The organism is Streptomyces sp. NPDC037290 (assembly GCF_055603245.1).
Genome location: NZ_JBVJVZ010000023.1, coordinates 1 through 12,073, shown reverse-complemented (window position 1 = coordinate 12,073; position 12,073 = coordinate 1). Strand labels below are relative to the sequence as shown.

At 70.4% G+C, this 12,073-nt stretch carries 13 protein-coding genes and 1 rRNA gene; 3 read left to right on the top strand and 11 right to left on the bottom strand.

What is annotated here, in order from left to right:
- Positions 1-46: 46 nt before the first annotated feature.
- Positions 47-319, bottom strand: coding sequence for a glutaredoxin family protein (locus tag ACZ7HQ_RS38520; RefSeq protein ID WP_471000171.1), 273 nt, complete (start codon positions 317-319; stop codon positions 47-49).
- 171 nt (positions 320-490) lie between these two features.
- Between ACZ7HQ_RS38520 and ACZ7HQ_RS38515 the strand changes: the two genes are divergently transcribed.
- From ACZ7HQ_RS38515 to ACZ7HQ_RS38505, 3 genes are all read left to right on the top strand, one after another.
- Positions 491-1,420, top strand: a complete 930-nt coding sequence (locus ACZ7HQ_RS38515; protein WP_471000169.1) for an HAD family hydrolase — start codon at positions 491-493, stop codon at positions 1,418-1,420.
- Positions 1,421-1,827: 407 nt separating this feature from the next.
- Positions 1,828-2,607, top strand: a complete 780-nt coding sequence (locus tag ACZ7HQ_RS38510; RefSeq protein WP_471000167.1) for an ECF subfamily RNA polymerase sigma factor, BldN family — start codon at positions 1,828-1,830, stop codon at positions 2,605-2,607.
- 246 nt (positions 2,608-2,853) lie between these two features.
- Entirely contained in the window at positions 2,854-4,083 is a 1,230-nt protein-coding gene (locus ACZ7HQ_RS38505; protein WP_471000165.1) for a DUF5667 domain-containing protein, read from the top strand.
- Positions 4,084-4,167: 84 nt separating this feature from the next.
- Here the strand turns inward: ACZ7HQ_RS38505 and ACZ7HQ_RS38500 are convergent, their stop codons facing one another.
- From ACZ7HQ_RS38500 to rrf, 10 genes are all read right to left on the bottom strand, one after another.
- A complete protein-coding gene (locus tag ACZ7HQ_RS38500) occupies positions 4,168-5,247 on the bottom strand; it encodes a lysophospholipid acyltransferase family protein (RefSeq protein ID WP_471000163.1) in 1,080 nt (359 codons plus the stop codon).
- 12 nt (positions 5,248-5,259) lie between these two features.
- Positions 5,260-6,321, bottom strand: coding sequence for an NAD-dependent epimerase/dehydratase family protein (locus ACZ7HQ_RS38495; RefSeq protein ID WP_471000161.1), 1,062 nt, complete (start codon positions 6,319-6,321; stop codon positions 5,260-5,262).
- A 217-nt stretch (positions 6,322-6,538) separates the two neighbouring features.
- Entirely contained in the window at positions 6,539-6,637 is a 99-nt protein-coding gene (locus tag ACZ7HQ_RS38490) for a 30S ribosomal protein bS22 (RefSeq protein WP_003948845.1), read from the bottom strand.
- A gap of 147 nt (positions 6,638-6,784) precedes the next feature.
- Entirely contained in the window at positions 6,785-6,997 is a 213-nt protein-coding gene (locus ACZ7HQ_RS38485; protein ID WP_121791081.1) for a helix-turn-helix domain-containing protein, read from the bottom strand.
- Positions 6,998-7,126: 129 nt separating this feature from the next.
- Complete coding sequence (locus tag ACZ7HQ_RS38480; protein WP_471000159.1) at positions 7,127-7,942, bottom strand: phosphatase; 816 nt, start codon at positions 7,940-7,942, stop codon at positions 7,127-7,129.
- Positions 7,943-8,026: 84 nt separating this feature from the next.
- The gene (locus ACZ7HQ_RS38475) at positions 8,027-9,199 is read right to left on the bottom strand and encodes an acetoin utilization protein AcuC (RefSeq protein WP_471000157.1); all 1,173 of its coding nucleotides are present in this window, start codon (positions 9,197-9,199) and stop codon (positions 8,027-8,029) included.
- Complete coding sequence (locus ACZ7HQ_RS38470; RefSeq protein WP_471000155.1) at positions 9,150-10,361, bottom strand: MFS transporter; 1,212 nt, start codon at positions 10,359-10,361, stop codon at positions 9,150-9,152. Before ACZ7HQ_RS38470 ends, ACZ7HQ_RS38475 begins: the two co-directional genes overlap by 50 nt.
- Positions 10,362-10,448: 87 nt before the next feature.
- Positions 10,449-11,189, bottom strand: coding sequence for a VC0807 family protein (locus ACZ7HQ_RS38465; RefSeq protein WP_471000153.1), 741 nt, complete (start codon positions 11,187-11,189; stop codon positions 10,449-10,451).
- 93 nt (positions 11,190-11,282) lie between these two features.
- Positions 11,283-11,927 carry an HAD family hydrolase gene (locus ACZ7HQ_RS38460; protein ID WP_471000151.1) on the bottom strand — a complete coding sequence of 215 codons (645 nt, stop codon included), beginning with the start codon at positions 11,925-11,927 and terminating at the stop codon, positions 11,283-11,285.
- 60 nt (positions 11,928-11,987) lie between these two features.
- Positions 11,988-12,073: ribosomal RNA gene (gene rrf, locus ACZ7HQ_RS38455) — 5S ribosomal RNA — on the bottom strand; the annotation flags it as partial.

Genomic DNA, 12,073 nt, shown 5'->3' with positions numbered 1-12,073 from the left:
GACCAAACCGCCGTCGATCCTAAGCGACTTTCCGGGCCAGTTTGGACTACGCGGTCAGTGCCCGGCGCAGTCGCTCCTCGTTCACGCGCCAGAAGGTGTGCTGTTCACCGTCGATCAGTACGACCGGGATCTGCTCCCAGTACCGGCCGTGCAGGACAGGGTCCTCGGTGATGTCCTTCTGTTCCCAGGACACGCCGAGTTCGCCACAGACCTTGTCGACGACGACCTGCGCGTCGTCACACAGATGGCAGCCGGGCTTGCGGATCAGTGTGACGAGCCGCTCGCGGGGCTCGCCCTTGCGCCGGAAGAGGGGACTCATACCGGCCATTCTCCCGCGTCGCCCGACGACCGCTCCCCCGTACGCACGGGCCGCCGCTCCTGGCGCCTGTTCGACGGCTCGGCCGCCTTTAACGGCTCGGTCGCGGAGAGTTCACACGCTTCCAACCTCTCGACCGACGGAAGCACCGAACAAACTGGCTATGCTCACGACATGGCCGCTCTCGGATGGCTCACCCCTCGTAGGCGCTCCGCCACGGCGCGCAGCGTGCTGGCAGGCGAGGCCTCGGCGGAGGCTGCCCGCAAGTCCTCGCAGGAAGTGCAGGAAACCCCGCAGGTCGCCGACGAGGAACCGGAGTTCCCGGTGATCGGCGACGACAAGGCGGCTGCCTTCTTCGACCTCGACAACACCGTGATGCAGGGCGCCGCCCTGTTCCACTTCGGCCGGGGCCTGTACAAGCGGAAGTTCTTCGAGACCCGCGACCTGGCCAGGTTCGCCTGGCAGCAGGCGTGGTTCCGGCTGGCCGGCGTCGAGGACCCGGAACACATGCAGGACGCCCGGGACTCGGCCCTGTCGATCGTCAAGGGCCACCGGGTCGCCGAACTCTCCTCGATCGGCGAGGAGATCTACGACGAGTACATGGCCGACCGCATCTGGCCCGGCACCCGCGCCCTGGCCCAGGCCCACCTGGACGCCGGGCAGAAGGTGTGGCTGGTCACGGCGGCCCCGGTGGAGATCGCCACGGTGATCGCCCGCCGCCTGGGCCTGACCGGCGCGCTGGGCACGGTCGCGGAGTCGGTGGACGGCGTCTACACCGGCAAGCTGGTCGGCGAACCCCTGCACGGCCCCGCGAAGGCGGAGGCGGTCCGCGCACTGGCCGCCGCGGAGGGCCTGGACCTCTCGCGCTGCGCGGCCTACAGCGACAGCCACAACGACATCCCGATGCTGTCCCTGGTCGGCCACCCCTACGCCATCAATCCCGACGCCAAGCTGCGCAAACACGCCCGCGAGAAGGACTGGCGCCTGCGGGACTACCGCACGGGCCGCAAGGCGGCGAAGGTCGGCATCCCGGCGGCGGCCGGGGTCGGCGCGGTCGCCGGTGGCACCGCGGCGGCGATCGCCCTGAGCCGACGGCGCCGATAGGCCCGGGGCGGCCGGCCCGGCTCAGCGCCGGAGGGCCGGCGCGGTGGTGCAGGCCGCGGGGCCGTCGTGGTTGCTCGGACAGTTCCCCAAGTTCTCCGCGCAGCCTGCGGCAGCGCGTCAAGCCCGCCCGCACCGCTACCGCGCACGGATTATGCCGCGGCCATTTCAACACGCCCCGGACTTCACCGAAACGCGCCCCTTTTCGATCAACAACCGGTCAAGCTACGGCACTTGATCGGGCGTCAATCGATAACAGAAGCGACGCAATCGATGATTTGAGCAACTCGGTGTAGCAGTGCCTGCACGAAGCGTTATTCTCCTCAGACGCAAACCGGTACCCCTCCGTCGCTACGACGGGTGAACGGTCCCGCACTGCACGTGATGGAAGCTCTGCCTCTGGGAGTCCCGTGTACCCACACGTCGGGGTTGACGCCTCGGGCCTGGCTACGCTGCGCGCAACAGTCGCAACGGTCAAAGAGACGCTGCGCGGCCTCGTCCCCACCGCGTACGCCGTCCCCGCCTTCGCCACCGCCGCGCCCGTCGGCCCGTGCTACGCACTGGCCGACGGCAGCGCTGCGGTGGGCAGACGAGGGCGCTCCGCCGGCGCCACCACCGCCCGCCGCCCGGCCGCCGACAGCGACAGCGCCCGGATGATGGACCTGGTCGAGCGCGCCCAGGCGGGCGAGGCCGAGGCCTTCGGCCGGCTGTACGACCAGTACAGCGACACGGTGTACCGGTACATCTACTACCGCGTCGGCGGCCGGGCCACCGCCGAGGACCTCACCAGCGAGACCTTTCTGCGGGCTCTCAGAAGGATCGGCACCTTCACCTGGCAGGGCCGGGACTTCGGGGCCTGGCTGGTGACGATCGCCCGGAACCTCGTCGCCGACCACTTCAAGTCCAGCCGGTTCCGGCTGGAGGTCACCACCGGCGAGATGCTCGACGCCAACGAGGTCGAGCGCTCCCCGGAGGACTCCGTCCTGGAGTCCCTGTCGAACGCCGCGCTGCTCGACGCCGTACGCCGGCTCAACCCCCAGCAGCAGGAGTGCGTGACGCTCCGCTTCCTCCAGGGCCTGTCGGTCGCCGAGACCGCCCGTGTCATGGGCAAGAACGAGGGCGCCATCAAGACCCTTCAGTACCGCGCCGTACGCACGCTGGCCCGGCTTCTGCCGGACGACGCGCGCTGAGCCACGACTCCCGCCCGCCACGCACAGCGATGCCCAACTCACGCTCGGTGAAAGCCGGTTGCCTTTCCGATCCGGTCATCCGCCGTCCGTAACCCAAGTGCCGCGCCAGTCGTTGTGCGGGATACAGGCTCCCTGTGGTCACGTCTTGGCCGACCCTGATCGCTCGATCGTGTGAAGTGGTCGCCGGCGTGCAACCCTCAGGACCCCCTGGGGAGTCGACCGTCATGACGAGAGGAGGTGCCGCCAGTGATCGCGAACGTATCAACCCACCGGCGGGCGAACGCCTTCGCCCAGGCCCTGGAGGAGCAGTCCGACCGGGACACGGCGGCCGAGCAGTCCGAGAGCGCGGCGGGTTCCCCGCCGACCGCCGAGGAACAGACCGAGCGGGGCGCACTGCTGGCCGTCGCCTCGGACCTCGGCGCACTGCCCAAGCCGCAGCTCGACCCCGAGGTCAAGGTCGTGCAACGCGCCCAGCTGGTGGCCGCGATGGAGGCCATGCTCCGGGAGGGCACAGGGGCGGCGGATGTGCCGGTGCCGGAACAGCGCGGGCGAAGCCGGGGCGCGCACCGGGCGAGCCCGCTCGGCAAACTCCGCCCGCGTTCCCGGCTGACCAAGGGGCTCGCCGCGGGCGGGCTCAGCGTCGGCGTGGCCGCCGGGGCCTTCGGCGGGGTCGCCGCCGCCAGCTCCGACGCCCTGCCCGGCGACTCGCTGTACGGCCTGAAACGCGGCATCGAGGACTTCAAGCTCAACTACATGGCCACGGGTGACGACCAGCGTGGCCAGACCTACCTCGACCAGGCCTCCACCCGGCTCAGCGAGGCCCGTCGGCTGATGGAGCGCGGCCGCGGCGGCCGGCTCGACCACGAGTCCATCGGCGAGATCCGCCGCACGCTCTCCGGCATGCAGCACGACGTCACCGAGGGCCACCGCCTGCTCCACGAGGCCTACGAGGCCGACCCCGGCTCGCTCGGCCCGATCCAGGCCCTGTCCACGTTCTCCCGGGCGCACCGCGAGGCCTGGAGCGCGCTCAGCGACAAGCTGCCCGTGCAACTCGGGGACGTCAAAGAACAGGTGTCGTCGGTGTTCGACGCCATAGACCAAGAGGTCGCCCCGCTGCAGTCCCTGCTCCCGCAGCCGCCCTCCCAGGGCGGCGGCAGCAAGCGGCAGGGCTCCGGCTCGGCATCCACCGGCTCGTCCGGCGGCCCCCGGTCGACCGCGCCCAGCGCCTCCGGCCACACCCCGTCCTCCGGCAAGCACGCCAGCACCGGAGACCCGAGCGGCTCGGCCACCGGCAACGGCGGCGAGAGCCTCATCGGCGGCAACACGGGCGGCCTGCTGGACCCGCCGAAGCTCGGCCCCGGCAGCAGCGCGCCGTCGACCAGCAAGCCCCCGACGAGCGCACCGGACGTCACCCTCCCACCGCTCCTCCCGGGCCTCCTGCCCGGCCTGGGCATCGAGGGCGAGGAGACGCACTAGCCCCGGCACGGCCACGACAGTGGGGGCGCCCTTTCCGAGCGGGGCGCCCCCATCGTCGTATCAGCACCGGCGTCGGAGGACCGATCAGAAGAACACCGACCGCCGCTGCACGAGCAGCTTGTACAGCGTGTGCTGGATCTGCTCCCGTACCTGGTCGGTCAGGTTGAACATCAGCATCGGGTCCTCGGCCGCCTCCGGCGGATACCCGTCCGTCGGGATCGGCTCGCCGAACTGGATCGTCCACTTCGTCGGCAGCGGAATCGCACCGAGCGGGCCGAGCCACGGGAACGTCGGCGTCAGCGGGAAGTACGGGAACCCCAGCAGCCGCGCCAGTGTCTTCGCGTTGCCGATCATCGGGTAGATCTCCTCCGCCCCGACGATCGAGCACGGGATGATCGGCGCACCCTGCCGCAGCGCGGTCGACACGAAGCCGCCCCGGCCGAAGCGCTGCAGCTTGTACCGCTCGCTGAAAGGTTTCCCGATGCCCTTGAAGCCCTCCGGCATCACTCCGACCAGCTCGCCCTGCGCCAGCAGCCGCTCGGCGTCCTCCGCGCACGCCAGGGTGTGCCCCAGCTTGCGGGCCAGCTCGTTGACCACCGGCAGCACGAACACCAAGTCGGCCGCGAGCAGCCGCAGGTGACGGTCGGCCGGATGGTGGTCGTGCACGGCCACCTGCAGCATCAGCCCGTCCAGCGGCAGCGTCCCGGAGTGGTTGGCGACGATCAGCGCCCCACCCTCGGCCGGGATGTTCTCGACGCCCTTCACCTCGACCCGGAAGTACTTCTCGTACACCGGCCGCAGCAGCGACATCAGGACCTGGTCGGTCAGCTCCTCGTCGTAACCGAAGTCGTCGACGTCGTAGTCCCCGGTCAGCCGGCGTCGCAGAAAGGCCAGCCCGGCCGCCACGCGCCGCTCCAGGCCGCCGTCCCGCCCGTCGGCCCCCGGCCGCCGAAGCGACTCCTCCGGCTCCTCCTCACGGCTCACAGGCCCATCTTCCCGCGCCCTGGCCCGGCCGGGCAGGGGCTGGACCTCGCCCATCTCCCCGGTCCCGGCCTCGCCGAGCGCGCCGCGCCGGCTGCCCGCACTCCGGCGCCGCGCCGGGCGCTGCACGGTGCTTCCACGGGACCGGTCGTCGTCGAACGGAATGACCTTGGCGTCCGCCATCGTTGCCGCTCCTCAGTTGGCGCTGTGCGTGGTGGGCCGGCCGCCGCCCCGCGCGGCCAGCGCGGCGATCCGGTCGACGGCCCCCGCGAGGGCCTCCGGGGGCACCAGCCCGGGGCCCTGGCCCCGGGCGAAGTCCGCGAACGTCTCCGCCGTCGTGTACCTGGGCCTGAAGCCCAGCGTCTCGCGCATCTGGACCGTGTCCACCACCCGCCCGTGCGTGAGCAACCGGATCTGCTCCGGCGAGAAGTCCGTCATACCGAGCGTACGCACCAGCGAACCCGCCCAGGTGACCGCGGGCAGCAGCAGCGGCACGGTCGGCCGCCCGAGCCGCCGGGAACACTGGGACAGCAGCAGTACGCCGTCCCCCGCGATGTTGAACGTGCCGCTGTTGAGGGTGCCCCGGCGCGGCTCGTGCGAGGCGATCCTGAGGACCTCGATGACGTCGTCCTCGTGCACGAACTGCAGCCGCGGGTCGTAGCCGAACACGGTCGGCAGGACCGGCAGCGCGAAGTAGGCGGCGAGCGGGGTCTCCGCGGCCGGCCCGAGGATGTTGGCGAACCGCAGCACGCACACGGCGACGTCCGGCCGCCGCCGGGCGAACCCGCGCACGTACCCCTCGACCTCGACGGTGTCCTTCGCGAAGCCACCGCTCGGCAGCGACTTCGGCGGAGTCGTCTCGGTGAACACGGCCGGATCCCGCGGCGCCGACCCGTACACGTTCGTACTGGACTTGATCACCAGCCGCTTGACGGTCGGCGACTTCTGGCAGGCGCCGAGCAGCTGCATGGTGCCGATGACGTTGGTCTCCTTGACCGTGGCCCGGCTGCCGCTGCCCAGCGCCGTGCCCGTCACGTCCATGTGGACGACCGTGTCGGCGCCCGTCTCGGCGAGCACCCGGGCGATCGTCGGCTGCCGGATGTCGGCCTGGATGAAGTCCGCCCCGCCCAGATGGTGCGCCGGCGGCACCGCGTCCACGGCGATCACCCGGTCGACCTCGGGATCCCGCTGGATCCGCCGTACGAACCGGCCGCCCAGTTGCCGGGCCACTCCGGTGACGAGCACGACCTTCCCCAAGATCAGCGCCTTCCTTCCCGCGTTGAGCCGTGTCCCGCGCGTTCCCCGTGTGCGGCCAACCTAGCGTGTTGATGTTGCGCTGTGATGACCACCCGATGCATGAAGTGACGGAAATTCACTGATCGGAATATGCCGGGTACCCCGGATATGCCTGTGGCCTCCCACCAGTACTGATGGGAGGCCACAGAGCCGCGCTGACACGCTCTCGCGGCGTCGCTTACTTCTTGTTGCGACGCTGAACGCGCGTGCGCTTGAGCAGCTTGCGGTGCTTCTTCTTGGCCATCCGCTTGCGCCGCTTCTTGATAACAGAGCCCACGACTACCCTCGCTCACTTCTCATCACTCGGTTGTTTGGGCGCCATGGGCCCACACGACCTACGAGGGGCTAGCCTACCCAACCGAGCGCCAAGGTCGTAATCGAGGGGGGCACCCCAGGTCACCCGGGGGTCACCCTGGGATTGCCGTCAGGCTGTCTCCACCCCCACATAGCTGTCACGGAGGTACTCGTGTACCGCTTGTTCCGGGACGCGGAAGGACCTCCCCACCCGGATCGCGGGCAGATGACCGCTGTGCACCAGGCGGTACACGGTCATCTTCGACACTCGCATCACCGAGGCGACCTCCGCCACGGTAAGGAACTGAACCTCGTTCAGAGGCCTCTCGCCAGCTGCAGCCATGACACACCTGAACCTTCCGCACTCGACGGCCACCGGCTTCCCCTTCCGGTGACTCTTCGTCGTTGCGTGCTCACTCCCCAATGTAGGGGCGGGTGATGCAAGTGGGGAAGAGGTGCACCCATCGCAGGCCTACTGTGACAGACACGCTCGTTTGAGTACGTAGCGGGTGAGCGGCCGGTAGTGATCAGACGGCACGGCGTCATCAACCGGAACGACGACGGACACGCGCCCCTCCGCCTCCCCCACGAACAGCGCCGGATCGTCCGTGTCGGCCAGCCCGATCGCCTCGAACCCCAGCTGACCTGCACCGCAGACCCACCCGTGGTCCCCGACGACCAACTCGGGCAACGGACCTCCGCCCGCCGCCGCGGCCTCCAGGACCACCCGAACCGGCAGCGGCGAATGGCAGTGCACGCCCGGCTCACAACCGGGGCGCCCGCCGCCGGTTTCCCGCACCAACCCGACTCCTCGTGCGTAGTCGACCGCACACGTACGTAGACCGAACCGGGTCAATATGTCGACAGAGCGACCCTGCGCAGGGGTGAGCACGTCACACCCCGCCGCCGAGAGCGCGTCCGCCAAGCCGGCGTAGAACCCGAGCAGCCGCTGCGGGTGCCCGGTCCCGAACAGCACGGGCGCACCGCGGCTCGCGGCGGCGCGGATCCGACCGGCGAAGGCGTCCAGCGCGGCCAGCGTCCGCTCAGGATCGATCACATCCGGGCCCGAAGTGTGCCGAGGATCGGCCGAAACCCCGCACTTCTCCGCCATGAGCGCCAGTAAATCCCGCTGCCCCCAGGCCCCTTCGGGATCGATCCCGATCAGCACGCGCGGATCCCGGGCAGCGAACAGCCGATAACTCCGCAGACTGTCCTCCCGGGAGGTCCCGACCTCCCCGGCAAGCCCAACAGCCAGCAGGTGCGCACGCAGAGCTCCGCCGGTCACCACGGATGCGATGGTGGCGCATGGACGGCGGGACCGGGACGGGAACGGAGGAATACCGCACGGTTGGCCTAACCGACCCCCCGCGGCTCAGGGCAGCAGGCCGCGCAGCGGGAACACCGACCGACGAGTGGCCAGTACCGCCTGGTCCAGCCGATCCGCCGGGTCGTAACCGGCCTCCCAGGACGCCCAACTCACCGGCCACCGCCCGTCAGTCATCCGCTGAGGCCCCAACTGCCGGGTCCTGGCGAACACCTCCTGCCGCCACGCCTCCGGGATCATCGCCTCCGGCGCCACCGGCCGCCCCGCCGCGATCCCCACCAGATGCGTCCACGACCGCGGCACGACGTCCACCACGGCGTACCCGCCGCCCCCCAGAGCCACCCACTTCCCCCCGGCGTACTCGTGCGCCAGCTCATGGCACGCCACCTGCACGGCCCGCTGCGCGTCCAGCGACACCGCGAGATGCGCCAGCGGATCCTCGAAGTGCGTGTCGGCCCCATGCTGCGACACGAGCACCTGCGGCCGGAACTCCGCGAGCAGCTCCGGCACCACCGCGTGAAACGCCCGCAGCCACCCCGCGTCCCCCGTCCCCGCCGGCAGCGCCACGTTCACCGCGGCCCCCTCCCCCGCCCCGGCCCCGGTCTCCTCCGGCCACCCGGTCTGGGGGAACAACGTACGGGGATGCTCGTGCAGCGAGATCGTCAGAACCCGCGGGTCCTCCCAGAACGCCGCCTGCACCCCGTCCCCGTGGTGCACGTCGACGTCCACGTAGGCGACCCGCTCGGCGCCCAGCTCCAGCAACCGGGCGACGGCCAGCGAGGCGTCGTTGTACACACAGAATCCCGACGCGGCCCCGGGCATCGCGTGGTGCAGCCCGCCCGCGAAGTTCACCGCGTGATCGGCGTCCCCCCGCCACACCGCCTCGGCCGCCCCCACCGACTGCCCGGCGATCAGGGCGGACACCTCGTGCATCCCCGCGAACGCCGGATCATCGAGGGTCCCGAGCCCGTACGAGACGTCCGCCGCCGCCGGATCGGCCGACGCGGCCTTCACGGCGTCGATGTAGTCCTCCCGATGGACCAGCCGCAGCGTCGACTCGCCGGCCGGCTTGGCCGCGACGACCTCCATCTCCCGGTCGAGCCCGAAGGCACCCACCAGTTTCCGGGTCAGTGCCAGCCGGACCGGATCCATCGGATGGTCCCGGCCGAAGTCATAGCCCGTTACTGCCTCGTCCCACATCAGCTGTGCGCGGCCGCTCATGCCCGCCACCGTATCGGTCCGGTTGAGCGGCGAACGACCTGGCGTACACCAACGTCACCAGCACCAACACCATTGGCACAAGCATCGCCCCGCGATAGCTCCACGCATCGCCCAGGGCCCCGACCAACGGCGAACCGACCAGAAAGCCGACGTAATTGAAGATGTTCAGCCGCGCCACCGCCGCATCCGAAGCCCCCGGGAACAGCCTGCCCGCCGCCGCGAACGTCTGCGGCACCAGCACACACAACCCGAGCCCCAGCAGCGTGAACCCGAGCATCCCGACCCACGCTCCCGGCGCCGAGGCCACCACCGCGAACCCGCCCGCCGCCACCAGCGTCCCGAGCCGTACGACCGCCACGGCCCCGAACCGCCGCACGCCGAAGTCCCCCAGGGCCCGCCCCGCCAGCGTGGTCACCATGTACACGTTGTACGGCACGGTCGCCAGCTGCTCCGAACTGCCCAGCACGTCCTTCAGGTACTTCGCACTCCAGTTGGAGACGGTCGAGTCCCCGATGTAGGCGAAGGTCATCACCAGGCACAGCGGCAGCAGCAGCTTGAAGACGACACCCCCACCCCGGGTGCCCTGCGCGTCGAGGGGCGCGGCGTCCCCGTCCACGTACCACCGGCTCCCCAGAAGCGTCGCCGGCAGCAGCACGGCCACCACCGGCAGGTACGACACCCACAGCGCGAGATGCCAGTGCGCCCCGACCCACGCCAGCGAGGCACCGAGGATCCCGCCCAGGCTGTACGCGGCGTGGAAGCTGAGCATGATGCTGCGCCCGTACGACCGCTGCAGGCTCACCCCGAGCATGTTCATGGAGGCGTCCAGCGCCCCCACGGCCAGCCCGAACCCGCCCAGCGCCACCGCCAGTTCCGCGATCCGCCCGCCCGCCCCGGCGCCGAGCAGCGCCAGCAGCACCATCGGCTGGGACCAGCGCAGCAGCCGGCTGGGCCGTATCCGCTTCACCAGCTGCTCGGTGGTCACGCTGCCCACACCGGCGAGGATCGGCACGGCGGCCAGGAAGACGGGCAGCAGCGCGTCGGAGACGCCGTACCGGTCCTGGATGGCCGGGATGCGCGTCACCAGCAGCGCGAAGGTCGCGCCCTGGGCGAAGAAGGCGAACGCCAGCGAGGCCCTACCGCGCCGCAGCACATCAGTCATGGCGGCGAGCGTAGGGCCCCGGGCTACCTGTGGGTAGATCCGGCCAAAGATGAATTTCCTTCAGCTTTACCTGGCGGATCGCGTGGGTCAGGCGGCGACGGGCGCGGGGGCCCCGGCCTCCCCGACCCCGGCTCCGGACTCGGTCTCGGCCTTGAGCATCTTCTCCATCGGCTCGATGGCCAGTCCACCGCCGACGAGCATGCCGATCCCGATCGCGCCGACCAAGAAGACCGTGCCGAGCCAGACCATGGTGTCCACGGGGACGGTGTAGGCGCCCACGACCCGCGCGACGCACTCGGTGAGCAGCGCCAGGCCCCAGACGACGGAGTAGGCCCGCTCCTTGCGCAGGAACTCCGCGGACCGTGCCGCCGCTCCGGACGTCAGGCGCGTCCAGGCGGCCTCCTTGGCCGCGTCGGCCTTCACCAGGAAGGGCTTCAGGCCCGCGGTCATCATCGGCTTGCCCATGCGCACGGAGAGCAGGATCCCGAAACCGACGGTGCTGCTGACCACGCCGTCCTTGGCGAGCATCAGCCGCGGGTCACCGGAGACGAAGGTCAACAGCAGCGAAACGAGGTTGACGGCCAGGATCAGCCCGGCGAGTCCGTTCGCCCTGCGCTCCCTCACCAGGGCCCACACGGTCCGCACCGCCGGCACCACACTGCTCCAGGCGAGCGCGGCGAAGGTGCTCATCCCGAGGGCGTCCTTGAACAGGTAGTACGAGCCGAGCGGCACCGCCACGTCCAGGATCAGCGGCTTGAAGTTGTCCAGCACGCTCGGGTTCTGCTTCTGCTGCTCGGTCCGGCCCTGGGCCCCCGTGTTCTTCGTCATGCCCTCAGCTTCGCCCCCGCAGGGGGTCCGCCTGTAGAAACGATCGTCCGGAGGTCCGCATGACAATTGTCAGGCCCACGCCGATGGCGCCGGTCATACCAGCAGGTCAGCCAACTCCCCCATGGTGGAGAACAGGTGGTCCGCTCCCGTCAGCTTCGCCGCCGGCGTCATCGCCGTGAACCCGTAGACGGCCATCTGTGCCGCCACGGCCGCCTGCACGCCGAGCGGAGAGTCCTCCACGACCAGGCAACGCTCCGGCGGCGTCCCCATCCGCTCTGCGGCGTACAGGAAGAGATCGGGCGCCGGCTTCCCCCGCCCCACGTCCTCGGAGCTGAAGATCCGCTCCTGGGTGAACCACTGGTCGAGTCCGGTCGTCCGGTGCCCGACCCGGATCCGCGCATGACTCCCGGAGGAGGCCACGCAGTACGGCACTCCGTCCGCGGCCAGCTTCTCCAGTACGCCGCCCACGCCGGCCACGGGCTGCAACTCCCGCTCGAACGCCGCGAAGACCCGCGCATGGAAGACGTCGTCGAAGTCGTCCGGCAGTCGCTCCCCGGTCCGCTCCAGCACCAGGTCATGGATCCGGTGCATCGCCGACCCCATGTAGTCCCGGATGGACTCCTCGTACGAGGTCGGGTGCCCCAACTCGGTCAGCTGGGCGGCCAGTAGCCGGTTGGAGATGGGCTCGCTGTCGACGAGTACCCCGTCATTGTCGAAGATGACCAGGTCATAGCGCATACGGTCGAGCTTAAACGCAGAAAGGCCCACGCCATCCGGCGTGGGCCTTTCTCAAAGATTGTTCGGCGGTGTCCTACTCTCCCACAGGGTCCCCCCTGCAGTACCATCGGCGCTGTGAGGCTTAGCTTCCGGGTTCGGAATGTAAC